The 16,689-nt window shown below is 25.5% G+C and carries 14 protein-coding genes; 11 read left to right on the plus strand and 3 right to left on the minus strand.

Annotated elements, in window-relative coordinates; translation table 11 throughout:
- Window positions 1-26 precede the first annotated feature (26 nt).
- Entirely contained in the window at window positions 27-893 is an 867-nt protein-coding gene (locus tag BAKON_RS02195) for a 5'-3' exonuclease (RefSeq protein WP_014499569.1), read from the plus strand.
- Window positions 894-945: 52 nt separating this feature from the next.
- Here the strand turns inward: BAKON_RS02195 and yihA are convergent, their stop codons facing one another.
- Complete coding sequence (gene yihA, locus BAKON_RS02200) at window positions 946-1,563, minus strand: ribosome biogenesis GTP-binding protein YihA/YsxC (RefSeq protein ID WP_014499570.1); 618 nt, start codon at window positions 1,561-1,563, stop codon at window positions 946-948.
- Window positions 1,564-1,783: 220 nt separating this feature from the next.
- On the opposite strand from yihA, the gene typA reads away from it, so the two are divergent.
- Entirely contained in the window at window positions 1,784-3,613 is a 1,830-nt protein-coding gene (typA, locus tag BAKON_RS02205; protein ID WP_014499571.1) for a translational GTPase TypA, read from the plus strand.
- A 119-nt stretch (window positions 3,614-3,732) separates the two neighbouring features.
- Here typA and gmk read toward each other — a convergent pair whose 3' ends face one another.
- A complete protein-coding gene (gene gmk / locus BAKON_RS02210) occupies window positions 3,733-4,356 on the minus strand; it encodes a guanylate kinase (protein ID WP_014499572.1) in 624 nt (207 codons plus the stop codon).
- 96 nt (window positions 4,357-4,452) lie between these two features.
- Entirely contained in the window at window positions 4,453-5,412 is a 960-nt protein-coding gene (ygfZ, locus tag BAKON_RS02215; RefSeq protein WP_014499573.1) for a tRNA-modifying protein YgfZ, read from the minus strand.
- A 166-nt stretch (window positions 5,413-5,578) separates the two neighbouring features.
- Between ygfZ and prfB the strand changes: the two genes are divergently transcribed.
- From prfB to leuS, 9 genes are all read left to right on the plus strand, one after another.
- Window positions 5,579-6,677, plus strand: a protein-coding gene (prfB, locus tag BAKON_RS02220) for a peptide chain release factor 2 (protein ID WP_193372670.1) whose coding sequence is annotated in 2 segments (ribosomal slippage) — window positions 5,579-5,653 and window positions 5,655-6,677 — 1,098 coding nt in all. Because the reading frame shifts where the segments join, the coding sequence is not laid out codon by codon here.
- Between the two features lie 9 nt (window positions 6,678-6,686).
- A complete protein-coding gene (lysS, locus tag BAKON_RS02225; RefSeq protein ID WP_014499575.1) occupies window positions 6,687-8,207 on the plus strand; it encodes a lysine--tRNA ligase in 1,521 nt (506 codons plus the stop codon).
- Between the two features lie 60 nt (window positions 8,208-8,267).
- Window positions 8,268-9,515, plus strand: coding sequence for a diaminopimelate decarboxylase (gene lysA / locus BAKON_RS02230; protein ID WP_014499576.1), 1,248 nt, complete (start codon window positions 8,268-8,270; stop codon window positions 9,513-9,515).
- A 31-nt stretch (window positions 9,516-9,546) separates the two neighbouring features.
- On the plus strand, window positions 9,547-10,392 hold the full coding sequence (gene lgt / locus BAKON_RS02235; RefSeq protein WP_014499577.1) for a prolipoprotein diacylglyceryl transferase: 846 nt from the start codon (window positions 9,547-9,549) through the stop codon (window positions 10,390-10,392).
- A gap of 13 nt (window positions 10,393-10,405) precedes the next feature.
- Window positions 10,406-11,200 (plus strand): thymidylate synthase, encoded by a 795-nt coding sequence (gene thyA / locus BAKON_RS02240; RefSeq protein WP_014499578.1) that lies wholly within the window; start codon window positions 10,406-10,408, stop codon window positions 11,198-11,200.
- A gap of 59 nt (window positions 11,201-11,259) precedes the next feature.
- On the plus strand, window positions 11,260-12,585 hold the full coding sequence (gene miaB, locus BAKON_RS02245) for a tRNA (N6-isopentenyl adenosine(37)-C2)-methylthiotransferase MiaB (RefSeq protein ID WP_014499579.1): 1,326 nt from the start codon (window positions 11,260-11,262) through the stop codon (window positions 12,583-12,585).
- Window positions 12,586-12,739: 154 nt separating this feature from the next.
- A complete protein-coding gene (gene ybeY, locus BAKON_RS02250; protein WP_014499580.1) occupies window positions 12,740-13,072 on the plus strand; it encodes an rRNA maturation RNase YbeY in 333 nt (110 codons plus the stop codon).
- A gap of 80 nt (window positions 13,073-13,152) precedes the next feature.
- Window positions 13,153-14,025: a CNNM family magnesium/cobalt transport protein CorC gene (gene corC / locus BAKON_RS02255; protein ID WP_014499581.1), complete on the plus strand. Its 873-nt coding sequence runs from the start codon at window positions 13,153-13,155 to the stop codon at window positions 14,023-14,025.
- A 72-nt stretch (window positions 14,026-14,097) separates the two neighbouring features.
- Complete coding sequence (gene leuS, locus BAKON_RS02260; RefSeq protein ID WP_014499582.1) at window positions 14,098-16,671, plus strand: leucine--tRNA ligase; 2,574 nt, start codon at window positions 14,098-14,100, stop codon at window positions 16,669-16,671.
- The last annotated feature ends 18 nt before the right edge of the window (window positions 16,672-16,689 follow it).

Here is a 16,689-nt window from a genome sequence, read left to right on the forward strand (position 1 = left end):
ATCTATGAAAAAATAAAAGAGAACACATGAATCAAATAAAGAAAAACCCTGTTATCATAATAGACGGAAGTTTATACCTATATTCATCTTATTATGGATTTCGTGATTTTAATAAAGCTTCAGGAGAACCATTTGGTGCAATATATGGAATATTAAAAATGATAGATAATATTTTGAAAAAATATGAAAAATCAAAAAAAATTATTATCGTATTTGATTCGCCTCAAAAAACATTTAGAACTAAACTATTTAAAGAATACAAAAAAAACCGATCACCTATGCCAAATTCATTATCTATTCAAATTCCACCTCTTTTTGAAATTCTTAAAAAAATTGGTATTAAAATATTGACTATGCCAGGAATAGAAGCAGACGACATTATTGGTAGTTTATCCTATAAATTAGAAAAAAAGGGAGAAAAGATATTAATTATCAGTCATGATAAAGATATGCTACAACTTGTATCACCTAATATTAATATATTCAATAAAAAAGATAATCGTATTATTACACCAGAAGTTATAAAAGAAAGGTATGGTATCAAACCTAAAGAATTTATTGATTTTCTGGCTTTAATAGGAGATGTTTCTGATAATATTCCAGGAGTTCCTAAAATCGGAATTAAAACTGCATTATCTTTATTACATAAATTTTCTAATATTAAAAATATTTATAACAATATTGAAAATATAAAACTTTTACCATTTCGAAATGCCAAGAACATTGCAATTCAACTAAAAGATAATAAAAAACAAGCTTTCCTTTCGTATGAATTAGCAGCAATAAAATTAAATATTCCTATTAATATAAATTCAAAAGAAATAATTTTAAAAAAATATTCTTCTCAAAACACATTTCAAATTTTGAAAAGTTATATTTTTAAAATAAAATAAATAAAAAATTTTATCATAATCAAATCAATAATGTTTTATTTTTTAGAAATTTTTATTTTTTTAAAACAACATAATTCTTATACCAATCATTTAGACTTGATTCTAGTTTTTTAATACCAATCTTTTTATAAGATGAAAACAAGATAATTTCAACAGAATCTAATAAAAAATTTAATTTTTTATATACAGTATTAACTTGAATGTTTTGTTGACTTCTTGTCATTTTGTCACATTTAGTTAATAATACTAAAATAGAAACTTTTTTATGCAAAACTATACTGATTATTTTTTGATCAAGTTTTTTTAATGGATATCTAATATCCATTAAAAACACAAAACCTTTTATTTGATCTCTTTTTTCTAAATAATTATATACTGTTTTTTGCCATTTTTCTCTAACTAATAAAGGTGCTTTAGCATAACCATATCCAGGTAAATCAACTATTCTCAGGCCTGAAATTACTTCAAAAAAATTAATTAATTGAGTTCTGCCAGGAGTTTTACTAAAACGAGCTAATCGTTTTTGGTTAGTCAGTGCATTAATAGCACTAGATTTTCCTGAATTAGAGTAACCAATAAATGCAATTTCAATACCATCTTGAATATCTATGTCAGTTATTTTTGAATAACTTTTTAAAAAACTTGTTTTTTTATAGTCTATTAGGTTCAAAATTTAATCCTGATTATTAAATCTATATGAATTGATTAAGAAAACTTTAATATAAAATTTTCTTATAATTTCTCTAATTATAAAAAAGTACTTTTTAAACATACTTGTAAAATTTAGTATTTAAATACTATCACCTCAAAAATGAATCTTATCTTGTAATTCTATCTAAAACCAGTCAATCATATATCTACTTTATTACTATTTTTTAAAAGGAAAGAAAATGCATCATAATATAAGAAATATTGCTATTATAGCACACGTTGATCATGGAAAAACTACATTACTTGATAAACTGTTACAACAATCAGGAACATTTCAAGAACATGAAGAAAAAACCGAAAGAATTATGGATTCTAATGATTTAGAAAAAGAACGTGGAATCACAATTTTATCTAAAAATACTTCTATAAAATGGAAAAATTATAAAATTAATATAGTAGATACTCCTGGACATGCAGATTTTGGTGGTGAAGTAGAACGTGTAATGTCTATGGTAGACTCTGTACTGTTAGTAGTAGACGCATTAGATGGGCCAATGCCACAAACACGATTCGTAACTAAAAAAGCATTTAAATATGGTTTAAACCCTATAGTTGTTGTTAATAAAATCGATAGAACTAATTCTCGTCCTGATTGGGTAGTAGATCAAGTTTTTGACCTTTTTGTTGACCTCGATGCAAATGATCAGCAACTTGATTTTCCTATTATCTATACATCTGCTGTTCTTGGAACCTCGGGAACAGATTATCTAAAAATGCAAAATAATATGGTTCCATTATATGAATCTATTATTAAATATGCTCCTGCTCCTAATGTTAATCCTGAAAAAAAATTTCAAATGCAAGTCTCGCAACTTGATTATAATAATTATTTAGGAGTGATAGGAGTTGGTCGAATTAAACAAGGATCTATTAAGCCCAATGATCAAGTGACTATTATTGATAGTTTTGGAAAAAATCGCAATGGAAAAGTGAATAAAGTTTTAAATTATTTTGGGTTAAAAAGAATAGAAATAAATGAAGGCAATGCAGGCGATATAATTGCTATTACAGGTCTTAATCAATTAAATATTTCTGATACAATTTGTCACCCAGATAATTTACAAGCTTTACCAATATTAAGTGTAGATGAACCTACAGTAAGTATGTTTTTTTCAGTAAATACATCACCTTTTTCAGGAAAAGAAGGTAAATATATTACATCTCGTCAAATTTTAGAACGATTAAAAAAAGAAACTATGCATAATATTGCTTTACAAATAAAAGAAACAAAAGATACAAATATTTTTTCCGTATCTGGACGAGGTGAATTGCATTTATCTATATTAATTGAAAATATGCGTCGTGAAGGATTTGAATTAGAAGTCTCTCGTCCAAAAATTATTTTTCGCGAAATAGATGGAATCAAAAAAGAACCATTTGAAAATGTAATTTTAGATATTGAAGACCAACACCAAGGAAGTGTTATGCAGTTTATAGGAATAAGAAAAGGTGAATTAAAAAACATGATTATAGATTCAAAAAAAAGAGTACGACTTGAATATATATTATCTAGTAGAGCATTAATTGGTTTTCGTACGGAATTTATGAGCATAACTTCTGGAACAGGACTTTGTTATTCATCCTTTAGTCACTATGACAATCTTCAAAATAATAATATTGGACAAAGAAAAAACGGAGTTTTAATATCTAATAGTACAGGTATGGCAGTTGGTTTTTCTCTATTTAATTTGCAAGAAAGAGGAAAATTATTCATAGGACATGGTGCTCAAGTATATGAAGGACAAATAATAGGACTACACAATCGCTCTAATGATTTAACTGTTAATTGCTTAACTGGAAAAAAATTAACCAACATGAGAGCTTCAGGAACAGATGAAGCAATAGTTTTAACAACAGCTATTAATTTAACATTAGAAGAAGCATTAAGTTTTATTAATGATGACGAACTTGTAGAAGTCACACCACATTCTATACGATTACGTAAATTTTATTTAAAGGAAAATGATAGAAAAAAAGCTAATCGTAATAAGAATATTAATATTAAATAAAAAAAAATTATAAATTAAAAAAGTAAAAATATTTGATACAATCTTTTGAATTATATAATTCTATTTATTCAATAGAATTATATAAAAGCATTTTTTACATTATTTGATATTGTTTAAAATCAGCGCTTTAATAAATTAGAAATCAATAAATTATATTTATTTTTTTGATGAAATAAACATAAATGTTCAGCAGTAATAATTGTTTTTAAATCATTTACTGCCTGTTTAAAATCATCATTAATAATTAGATAATCATATTCTGCATAATGCTGCATTTCATCAACTGCTTTTTCCATTCTATTTGCAATTACTACATCACTATCTTGACCTCTTTCTCTTAATCTTTTATATAATGTATCTTTAGATGGTGGCAATAAAAAAATGCTTTTTGATTCTGGCATTTTGCATTTAATTTGCTTAGCTCCTTGCCAATCAATATCAAGAAAAACATCAATTCCAGAAAATAACATTTTTTCGATAGAATGACGTGAAGTTCCGTAATAATTACTGAAAACTTTTGCATATTCTAAAAAAGATTCCTCTTTAATCATGATTTGAAATTCTTTTTTTGATATAAAATAATAATGTTTTCCATGTAATTCACCAGGTCGTATAATTCGCGTAGTATGAGAAACAGATACTTGAATATTATACAAGGTTTTTAATTCTAATATTCCTTGAATTAAACTTGATTTACCTGTTCCGCTTGGAGCTGAAATAATAAAAAGAATGCCTTGAGACATAATATTTTAAAAGATAGTTTTGGCTGAAATTTTATAAAAAATAAATTTTGTATTTTTTAAAATATATAAATAAAAACATAATTTCTATATCACTATCTAATTTCTTATAAAAAAAATATTTTTAAACCCACATATTCTAAAAAAATTATTTACATCTACAGGTTTACGTAAAACTGCTTGTATATAAATTTCTTTAGATTTAACATAAACTACAGATAATAAAACACCAATTTTACACCATTTATCATTTATCTGAGTTTCAATAAATGAACCTATTTCAGGAGAAATTTTTCCTGTACTTGTAAAAGAAGATAAAAAATACTTGTTTATTTTTTTAAAAAATATCCGCGCTATTGTTTCTTGTCCATAATAACATCCTTTTTCAAAACTGATAGCTTTAAGCTTATCTAAATTAATTGCTTGTGGTGTAAATCTTTGAGAACATATTTTATCAATAATAGGAAATCCTGCTTCAATATCTAATAATAACCATTGTTGGTTATTGTTCAAAAATATATTTTTATTAATTTGTCTTTTTAAATTTAAAAAATCAGAAAAAGATAAGACTAATAAAAATCGTTCTGATGGTTCTGCATACCATAGTATAGTTTTATTATTTTCATGAATTACTGGGCAATTTTTGTCGGGTATTTTAATAAAAAAACTCAATAAAAATGATCTAACATTTAATCCTGTAAATCCTATTAAACAAATATCGTTTAATTCATAAATTTTTATTTTTGAAAAAATAGAATACTTGCGAATTTCTTTAATTTGAACTTTAGAAGTACTTTTTCTCTGAATATAACCATAACCTTTTCGATAATGAAATAAATGCATAACACTTAAGACTTTCCCATTAAAATTACAGTGTGCGCAAAGTGTATGATGAGTCTTAGGTAACAAATTCATATCAATCGTCAATTGACTTTGAAGATATGTTTTACTATCAAAACCTTCTACATAAATTAGAGACCATTCTTCAAGTAAGATCATTGTTGGTGACAATTCATTTGAAGGATAAACAATATTTTGTGATGATATAAATGATGACATTATTCTTATTCCCTAAAATATATTTAATATAAACTCTATCAAATCAAAATAAATTTACCTATTGAATTAAATATATATAATAAAAAATATAATTTTTATATATTTTAAAAGCAACTATAAAAAAAATTTTAAATTTAAATTAAATTAAAAGAAGAACTATAAAATTATGTTAGAAACAAATATGATTACTAATCAAATTAAAATTTTCAAAAAACGTATACAAGATCTTAAGAGGTATCTTTGACTATAATAAAAAAGAATCGCGTCTTTCAGAAATTAATTTAGAATTATCGTTACCTGAAACGTGGGAAAAACAAAAATCCATTAAAAAACTTAATAAAGAAAAATTTTTATTAAGTTCTGTCATTAAAAATATTGATGAAATAGAAAACAAAATAATAGAAGCAATTATTTTTTTAGAATTGGCAATAGAAACAGAAGATCATATAGTACTGAATGACTCTTTTATAGAAATACAAAAAATAGAAAAAAAGATAAAAAAACTTGAATTTTATCGTATGTTTTCAAAAAAAAATGATCACTGTAATTGTTATATTGATATACAATCTGGTTCAGGAGGAACAGAAGCACAAGATTGGTCTAAAATATTACTTAGAATGTATTTAAAATGGGCTGATAGAAAAGGATTTCATACGGAAATTATTCATGAATCTGTTGGAGAGATAGTTGGAATTAAATCCTCTACTATCAAAATCAGCGGAGAATATGCTTTTGGATGGCTAAGAACAGAAACAGGGATACATCGTTTAATTAGAAAAAGTCCTTTTGATTCGAGTAAAAGACGTCATACTTCTTTTAGTTCAGTTTTCATATATCCAGATACAGATGATAAAATTGATATCAACTTTGAAACATCTGATCTAAGAATTGATGTTTATAGAGCATCTGGTGCTGGAGGTCAACATGTGAATAGAACAGAATCAGCTGTTCGAATTACTCATTTACCTACAAATGTTGTTACTCAATGTCAAAATAATCGTTCTCAACATAAAAATAAAGAAGAAGCAATAAAACAAATGAAAGCAAAGCTATATGAAATGCAAATAAGAAAAAGACAAGAAGAAAAACAAAAAATAGAGAATAATAAATCAGATATAACCTGGGGCAATCAAATACGCTCATATATATTAGATAACTCAAAAATAAAAGATCTACGTACTGGTATTGAAACAAACAATGTTCAATCTGTTTTAGATGGTGATATAGATAATTTTATCGAACAAAGTCTAATAATTGGATTGTAAGGGACAAAAATGTTGGAAGTAAAGAAAAATCATAATAATGACAACGATAGTTCTACTAATGAGATAAAAATAAGAGAAAAAAAACTTATTGATATGAAAACAATAGGATTTTCTTTTCCAAATAAATTCAAACGAAATACCACTTCAAAAAAAATCTATCAAACATATGGAATAAAAGATGGTAATGAACTTAAAGTATTAAATATTGAAGTGTCTATTGCCGGTCGTATGATACAAAGACGTATTATGGGAAAAGCTTCTTTTTTCACGCTTCAAGATATGGAAGGAAAAATACAAATCTATATAAAAGAAAAAAATATATTATCTGATATTGATTATACTGATTTTAAAAAATGGGATATTGGAGATATTTTAGGTGTTATTGGAATATTATTTAAAACTAAAACAGGAGAATTATCTGTTTATTGTAAAAATATAAAAATACTTAACAAATCATTAAAACCCTTACCAGATAAATTTCATGGTCTGTCTAATCAAGAATTACGTTATCGAAAAAGATATCTAGATTTAATTAGTAATAACAAATTAAATGATGTTTTTAAAAAGCGTTCTAATATTATAATGGCAATTCGTAATTTTATGACAGAAAATGATTTTTTAGAAGTAGAAACTCCAATGTTACAAAGTATTCCCGGAGGAGCAAATGCTCGTCCTTTTGTTACTTATCACAATGAAATTAATGCTAAAATGTATTTAAGAATAGCTCCTGAATTATACTTAAAAAAATTAATCGTAGGTGGTTTCGAACGTATTTTTGAACTTAATAGAAATTTTCGTAATGAAGGAGTATCTGCCCGACATAATCCAGAATTTACAATGATGGAAGCATATATTGCATATTCTGACTATGAAGACATGATGCAATTAATAGAAAATCTTTTTAAAAATATTACAAAATTACTTTTTAATGACACTAAAGTTTTTTTTCATAAAAACATTTTTGATTTTAGCAAACCATTTCATAGATTAACTATGAAAAATGCCATCCTTCAATTTAATCCAACAATTAAATTATCTGATTTAGAAGATTTCGATAAAATAAAAAAATTTGCAAAATTCATAGGTATAAAAGTAGAAAAAAAATGGGGACGTGGTCAAATTGAAACTGAAATATTTGAAAAAACGGTAGAAAAAAAATTAATTCAACCAACATTTATTACTCAATATCCAGTAGAAGTTTCTCCGTTAGCAAGACGGAATGACATTAATCCAGATACAACTGATAGATTTGAACTTTTTATTGCTGGATATGAAATAGGAAATGGATTTTCAGAACTCAACGATGTAGAGGATCAAAAAAAACGATTTTTAAATCAAATTAAAAAATCAAACAAAGAAGATAATAAAAATATATTTTATGATCACGATTACATAGAAGCATTGACATATGGTTTACCACCAACATCAGGTTTAGGCATTGGAATAGATCGTTTAATTATGATATTAACAAATCAAGTTAGTATTCGTGATGTTATCTTGTTTCCAACACTACGTACTTTTCAAAAATAGTTTTTATCAATTAAAAACTTTTCTTTCGAAAGATAGAAAAAAAATTTTATGAGACATCAAATGCCACAAATTTTAAATAATACTAAAAACAATCTTAATATAAAAACAATTAAAGATCTAATAAAAAAATATCAACCTCCATTTTGGGTTTATGATTCTGATATCATATACAAAAAAATAAAATTATTAAAAAAATTTGATGTTATTAGATTTGCTCAAAAATCTTGTTCAAATATTAATATATTACGATTAATGAAAGATAAAAAAGTAAAAATAGATGCTGTTTCATTAGGTGAAATTGAACGAGCTTTATCATCTGGATTTAAACCTAAAACAAATGAAATAATTTTCACTGCAGATATTTTAGATCAAGAAACTTTATCTAAAGTAGTTGATTTTAAAATACCAGTAAACGCTGGTTCATTAGATATGTTAAAACAATTAGGAAAAGTGTCACCAGGTCATCATGTTTGGTTGAGAATCAATCCGAGATTTGGATATGGACATAGCAAAAAAACTAATACTGGAGGAGAAAATAGCAAACATGGCATTTGGCAACCTAAACTTGCAATACCAATCATAGAAAAATATAAATTAAAATTAATAGGTTTACATATGCATATAGGCTCAGGAGTTAATTATTTACATTTAACAAAAGTTTGCCAATCTATGATTAAACATGTTTTTCAGTTAAAACAAAAAATATCATCTATTTCTGTTGGTGGAGGATTACCTATACCCTATAAATTCAATGATCCAGCCATTGATGTAGAAAAATACTTTATGTTATGGGATCTAGCAAGAAAAAAAATATCTGAATTTTTAGGCGAAAAAATTCAGTTAGAAATTGAACCTGGAAGATTTCTAGTGGCAGAATCAGGTCTTTTAATTTCAAGAGTATGGGCTACAAAAAAAATGGGTAGAAAAAATTTTGTTTTAGTAGATGTTGGATTCAATGATTTAATGAGACCAACTATGTATGGAAGCTATCATCATATATCTGTTATTTCTGGAGATAATAGAAATATCAACGAAAAAGAAATGATTGATACTGTTGTAGCTGGTCCTTTATGTGAATCAGGAGATATTTTTACACAAAAAGAAGGAGGAACTGTTCAAACAAGAAAATTACCTATTATAAAAGTAGGAGATTATTTAATTTTTCATGATACAGGGGCTTATGGTGCTTCAATGTCATCTAATTACAACACAAGACCACTTATTCCAGAAATATTATTAAAAAATAATAATTCTTTTGTAATTCGAAGACGTCAAACAATTGAAGAAATATTAAATTTAGAGAAATAATTTTTTTTTAAAAGGGATATGATCTAAATATATGTACATCTTTTTTCCTAACTTAAATCCTATAATTTTCACTATTGGTCCTATATCTGCTCGTTGGTATGGTTTTATGTATATAATTGGTTTTTTATTTGCAGTATGGTACGGGAAAAAATGTATTATAAAAAATAAAAATGCATGGTATGAAAAAAAAATAAATACATTATTATATTCTGTTTTTTTAGGATCCTGTATTGGAGGAAGAATAGGATATATTATTTTTTATAACTTCCCATATTTTTCTCAAAACATATTATGCATATTTCATATATGGGAAGGAGGAATGTCATTTCATGGGGGATTAATAGGTGCTATAATTGTAATGTTATATTTCTCTTTTAAATATAAAAGAAAAATATTAGAAATATCTGATTTTATAACGCCACTAATACCTTTTGGTTTAGGTGCTGGACGATTAGGGAATTTTATTAACAGTGAATTATGGGGTCGTGTATCACCAAATTTTTCATATGCAATGATTTTTCCTAATTCTTATAGTCGAGACCTAGAGATAGTAAAAAAATACCCTCAGTTACAACCATTATTAGACAAATATGGAGCATTACCGCGCCATCCTTCGCAATTATACGAATTTTTTTTAGAAGGCATTATTCTATTTTTTATAATTTACTTTTTCTCAAAAAAAGATAGACCAATAGGTAGGATCAGCAGTTTATTTTTAATTTTTTATGGAGTGTTTAGAATATTTATAGAGTTTTTTAGAGAACCGGATCCTCAAATAGGGCTATTAAAAAACATAATAACTATGGGACAATTATTATCAATTCCCATGATTATTTCTGGATTAATTATTATGTATCAATCTTTCTATAAAAAATAGATCGTGAGAAATTATGAAACAATATATTAAATTGATCAAAAAAATAATTAAGATTGGAAACAAAAAACAAGATCGCACAGGAACAGGAACTTTATCTATTTTTGGTTATAATATGAAGTTTAATTTAAAACAAGGTTTTCCACTTCTTACAACCAAAAAATGTCATATTCCATCTATTATTCATGAACTTTTATGGTTTTTAAAAGGAGATACTAATATTGATTATCTTAATCAAAATAAAATATCCATTTGGAATAATTGGGCAGATGAACATGGTAATGTTGGTCCGATATACGGAAAACAATGGAGAAGTTGGAATACATTAGAAGGAAATAAAATTGATCAAATAAAAAATATATTAATACAATTAAAAAAAAATCCTGATTCTCGTAGAATATTGGTTTCTAGTTGGAACGTTGGAGATATAGATAAAATGAGATTACCTCCTTGTCATGTTCTATTCCAATTCTATGTTTTTAAAAACACATTAAGTTGTCAACTATACCAACGTTCTTGTGACGTATTTCTCGGACTACCTTTTAATATAGCTAGTTATTCGATACTCATACATATGATAGCACAACAATGTAATTTAAAAGTTGGAGAATTTTTATGGACAGGAGGTGATGTTCACTTGTACAATAATCATCTTGAATTAGCACAAAAACAAATACTTAGAACACCTCGAAAACTTCCAGAATTAATAATTCTTAAAAAACCTCAGTCATTATTTCATTATTCTTTTCAAGATTTTAAAATTATTGGATATCATCCTTATCCTTCTATTAAAGGAAAAATATCTATATAAAAAAAGTTAAAAATAAATATAGAAATAATATTTTTGCAGATTGAAATGGATTAATTTTTATGCATACAAAAAATATATATATAAAAACTTGGGGCTGTCAAATGAATGAATATGATTCATCTATGATAGTTACTTTATTACAGAAAAAAAATAAATATTTATTTACTAAATCAGCAGAAAATGCTGATATTTTAATATTAAATACTTGTTCTATAAGAGAAAAAGCTCAAGAAAAAGTTTTTCATCAACTTGGAAGATGGAAGAAATTAAAAAATAATAACCCACAAGTGATTATTGCCGTAGGAGGTTGTGTTGCAACTCAAGAAGGCAAAGAAATTTTTAAAAGAGCAAATTATGTAGATATCATATTTGGAACTCAAACTTTACACAGATTACCAAACATGATTTCTGAAGTAGAAAAAAAACGTAAATTATCTATTGATATTAGCTTTCCTAAATTAGAAAAATTTAAATATTCTTTAGAACCTAAAAAAAAAGGATATACGGCAGATATTTCTATTATGGAAGGATGTAATAAATATTGTTCATTTTGTGTAGTACCATATACAAGAGGAAATGAAATTAGTCGTCCATGTGATGATGTTTTGTTTGAAATATCAATTTTAGCAAAACAAGGGGTAAGAGAAATTAACTTATTAGGACAAAATGTTAACGCGTATCAAGGTCCGACATTTAATGGAAAAATTTGTTATTTTTCAGAATTAATAAGATTAGTCGCGGAAATAGACGGTATTGATAGAATTCGTTTTACTACTAGTAACCCACTTGAATTTACTGATGATATTATTGAAGTATATCAAGATACACCAAAACTAGCTAGTTTTTTACATCTTCCTGTACAAAGTGGTTCGAATAAAATTCTTAATTTAATGAAGCGATCCTATACAATAGAAGATTACCAGTCTATTGTCAAAAAACTAATTATTGCTAGACCTAATATTCAAATCAGTTCTGATTTTATTGTTGGTTTTCCTGGTGAGTCTGAAATAGATTTTCAACAAACTATGAGCTTTATAAAAAATATTAATTTTGATATGAGTTTTAGTTTCATATACTCTAATAGACCTGGGACACCTGCTTCTCAAATGGAAGATTATCTTGATATAAAAGAAAAAAAAAGACGTTTATATCTTTTACAAAATCTTATAAATATACAAACAATGTTGTGGAGTAGAAAAATGTTCGGAAGTGTACAGTCTATTTTAGTAGAAGGTGTTTCTGATAAAAATATCATGCACCTATATGGACGAACAGAAAACAATAGAATTGTTACTTTTGAAGGTTCTCCTAAAATGATTGGAGAATTTGTTGATGTAAAAATTGAAAAAATACATACTCATTCATTAAAAGGTAAATTATTCTAATAATAATCGAATTAAAATATATGAAAAATATTATTATAAACCTTCAAATTTGTTGTAAAAAAAATCACAATATACCAAAAAAATTACATTTTAAAAAATGGACGCAAAAAGTTTTATATAAAAAAAAAACATTAATATTGTAACAATTCGTATTGTGGATGAATTAGAAATTAAAAAATTAAATTTTATTTATAGAAATAAAAACAAACCAACAAATATTTTATCATTTCCTGTTAATAAATTTATTAAAATAAATCACAAATTATTAGGAGATTTAGTATTATGTAAAAATATAATAGAAAAAGAATCTTTAAAATATAATAAATCATTAGAATCACATTGGGCTCATATAACAATACATGGAATACTACATCTATTGGGATATGATCATCAAAATTCTAAAGAAGCAAATATTATGGAAAAAATTGAAAATAAAATAATGCTATCTTTAAATTATAATAAACCATATATCTTAAAAAATTATTAATCTTTTATAAAAGATATTTTAACTAAGACATTTCTACAATAGAATAGTAGAACATATTTTTAAATAGACAATCTAATACTATGAGTGATAAGCATTTACCAAATTGTGGTAAAATAAATAGAAAAGGTTTTTTTTCTATTTTATTAAATCAAATTTTTCATGATGAACCTAAAAATAGAGAAGAACTGTTAGTATTAATTCGTGATTCAGAACAAAATGAACTGATTGATCAAGATACTTGCGATATGTTAGAAGGGGTTATGCATATCGCCAAAAAAAGAATAAAAGAAATCATGATCCCAAGAACACAAATGATAACATTAAAACTAAATTATAATTTAAATAAATGTCTTGATATTATCATTGAGTCTGCACATTCACGTTTTCCAGTTATGAGTAGCGATAATAATTATGTTGAAGGGTTTTTAATTGCTAAAGATTTATTACCATTTATAAAAAATTCAAAAAATATTTTTTGCATCAAAAATATATTACGACCAGCTGTTGTAGTACCAGAAAGTAAATATGTAGATAGAATGTTAAAAGAATTTCGTTCAAAAAGAAATCATATGGCTATAGTTATAGATGAATTTGGAGCTGTTTCAGGTTTAGTAACTATAGAAGATATACTTGAATTAATAGTTGGAGAAATCGAAGATGAATATGATGATGAAGAAACATTAAATATCAGAAAACTACAAAAATGCACATTTTCTATTAGAGCACTTACAGAAATAAAAGAATTTAATGAAACATTTAATACTAATTTTAGTGATGAAGAAGTAGATACTATAGGAGGATTAGTAATGAAAGAGTTTGGTCATTTACCAACTCGAGGAGAAAGTATCAATATTGATGGTTATTCTTTTAAAATTTCTATAGCAGACAGTAGGAAAGTTATACAAATACATGTAACGATTCCAGAAAATAACATACCAGTTCTAATAGAATAATAATAAAACTAATTCTTATATTCAAAAAATAAAAAATATTATATTTATCAAGTATTTCTTTCAGAGAAAAATATGGAAAAAGAATATTCTCCAAAAAAAATAGAAAATTACGTACAAGAGTATTGGAAAAAAAATAAAACTTTTGAAGTTAAAGAAGATTTTAAAAAAGAAAAATATTATTGTCTTCCTATGCTCCCATATCCTTCTGGAAAATTACATATGGGTCATGTTAGAAATTATACTATTAGCGATGTTATTGCTAGATATCAAAGAATGCTAGGAAAAAATGTCTTGCAACCTATGGGATGGGACGCTTTTGGTTTACCTGCTGAAGAAGCAGCTATAAAAAATAAAACAACTCCTTTTTCTTGGACTAAAAAAAATATTCAATACATGAAAAAACAACTGCAATCACTAGGTTTCAGTTATGACTGGAGTCGTGAAATTACTACATGTCATCCAGAATATTATCGTTGGGAACAGTGGTTTTTTACTAAATTACATGAAAAAAAACTAGTCTATAAAAAAAATAGTTTAGTTAATTGGTGTGATTATGATAAAACTGTTTTAGCTAATGAACAAGTTATCAATGGCTGTTGTTGGAGATGTCAGAATAAGATCATAACAAAAAAAATTCCACAGTGGTTTATAAAAATAAGAAATTATGCTGAATCTTTATATCAAGATTTAAAAAAATTAAATCACTGGCCTGAAAACGTAAAAAACATGCAAAAAAATTGGATTGGACGTATAAAAGGATTTCAAATCACCTTAAACGTTTTCAATACTCATCAAACATTAAAAGTGTTTATTAATAGATTAGATCTTATAATGGGTGTTACACATGTTTCAATATCCGCTTGTCATGAATTATCTACAAATATATCGAAAAATAACAAAATAATTAAAAATTTTATAAAAAAATATAAATATATCTCACAAGAAGAATTTAAAAAAGTTAAATATATAGGAATTAATACAGATTTGTTTGTTATACATCCGATTACAGAAAAAAAAATACCAATTTGGATTTCAAATTTTACTATAAAAGAATACGGTACTGATGCAGTACTATCCATTCCTGGACATAATGAAAATGATTGGTATTTTGCAGTTAAAAATAATTTAAAAATTAAATACGTTGTTTCGAATCCTAATCATCCAGAGTCAAATTCTTCTTTTATAGACATAAAAGGAAAATTATTTAATTCTGATGAATTCAATGGATTAAATTTTAAAGATAGTAGTAAAAAAATAAAAAAAATATTGTACCAAAAAAAAATATTAAAAGAAAAAATTAATTATAAATTGCAAGACTGGTGTGTATCAAGACAGCGGTATTGGGGAACACCTATTCCAATGGCAACATTAAAAAACGGAGAAATAGTATCTATACCAGAAAATAATTTGCCTGTAACTTTACCAAAAATTGAAAAAAATCTCGATTTATTTAAAAAACCTATTGATTCTAATTCTAATTGGGCTCAAATTCTTATTAATAGTGAAAGTGCTATTAGAGAAACAGATACTTTTGATACATTTATAGAGTCGTCTTGGTACTATGCAAGATATACTTGTCCAAACTTTAATACAGGCATGATTGATCCAATAGCATCAAAATATTGGTTACCCGTTGATCAATATATTGGTGGAATAGAACATGCGATTATGCACTTAATGTATTTTAGATTTTATCACAAATTACTGCGTGATTTTAAACTAGTTGATTTTGATGAACCTGTAAAAAATTTATTATGTCAAGGAATGGTTCTGTCTGAAGCATTTTATGAAATCGATAGCAACTTTCAGAGAAATTGGTTTCATTCATCATCAGTATTAATTAAACGTAATGCAAAAGGAGAAATCATTAAATCCTGTACTAGAGAAGGAAAAGAATTAGTATATGCAGGAATGATTAAAATGTCTAAATCAAAAAATAATGGAATTGAACCAGAACTAATAATCCAATCTTATGGAGCTGATACAATTCGTTTATTTATCATGTTTTCTGCTCCGGTAGAATCGTCACTAGAATGGAAAGAATCTGGTGTAAAAGGAATATATCGTTTTTTAAAAAAACTTTGGAAACTCATACTCAATTATATCAATATACAAAATACACATCAAAAAATGAACTTTAATTTTTTAAACGATCAACAAAGTGAATTACGCTATAAATTACACAAAACCATTGCTAAAGTTTCTGATGATGTGAGTCGTCGACAAGCATTTAATACGGCTATTTCCTCAATCATGGAGTTAGTTAATCAATTAATAAAAGCTCCTATAAAAGAAGAGCAAGATAAATCTATTATGCGAGAATCTTTAATTTGTATAATTAAAATGCTCTATCCATTTACACCTCATTTTTGTTTTTTTGTCTGGAATTATTTTAATGAAAATATTCCTATTGATAATGAAACATGGCCTGTCTTTCAAAAAGACATTCTATCTAAGAAATATCATCTTATTGTAATTCAAATTAATGGAAAAACACGATGTACGACAAAAATATCAAATGATTTAAATAAAGAAAAAATAGTTTTACATGCACAAAGCCATCCTATTATTAAAAAATATTTGAAAAATATTAATATAAAAAAAATAATACATATTCCAAATAAAATAATAAATTTTGTAATATAAAATTTAAAACATACTGTT

Source organism: Buchnera aphidicola str. Ak (Acyrthosiphon kondoi), from assembly GCF_000225445.1.
Lineage (GTDB): Bacteria > Pseudomonadota > Gammaproteobacteria > Enterobacterales > Enterobacteriaceae > Buchnera > Buchnera aphidicola_A.

Coding starts and splice junctions, on each gene's coding strand:
- gmk (WP_014499572.1), bottom strand. CDS start 4,356: ATGTCTCAAGGCATTCTTTTTATTATTTCAGCTCCAAGCGGAACAGGT.
- BAKON_RS02195 (WP_014499569.1), top strand. CDS start 27: ATGAATCAAATAAAGAAAAACCCTGTTATCATAATAGACGGAAGTTTA.
- thyA (WP_014499578.1), top strand. CDS start 10,406: ATGAAACAATATATTAAATTGATCAAAAAAATAATTAAGATTGGAAAC.
- lysS (WP_014499575.1), top strand. CDS start 6,687: ATGTTGGAAGTAAAGAAAAATCATAATAATGACAACGATAGTTCTACT.
- lgt (WP_014499577.1), top strand. CDS start 9,547: ATGTACATCTTTTTTCCTAACTTAAATCCTATAATTTTCACTATTGGT.
- leuS (WP_014499582.1), top strand. CDS start 14,098: ATGGAAAAAGAATATTCTCCAAAAAAAATAGAAAATTACGTACAAGAG.
- ygfZ (WP_014499573.1), bottom strand. CDS start 5,412: ATGTCATCATTTATATCATCACAAAATATTGTTTATCCTTCAAATGAA.
- miaB (WP_014499579.1), top strand. CDS start 11,260: ATGCATACAAAAAATATATATATAAAAACTTGGGGCTGTCAAATGAAT.
- corC (WP_014499581.1), top strand. CDS start 13,153: ATGAGTGATAAGCATTTACCAAATTGTGGTAAAATAAATAGAAAAGGT.
- lysA (WP_014499576.1), top strand. CDS start 8,268: ATGCCACAAATTTTAAATAATACTAAAAACAATCTTAATATAAAAACA.
- typA (WP_014499571.1), top strand. CDS start 1,784: ATGCATCATAATATAAGAAATATTGCTATTATAGCACACGTTGATCAT.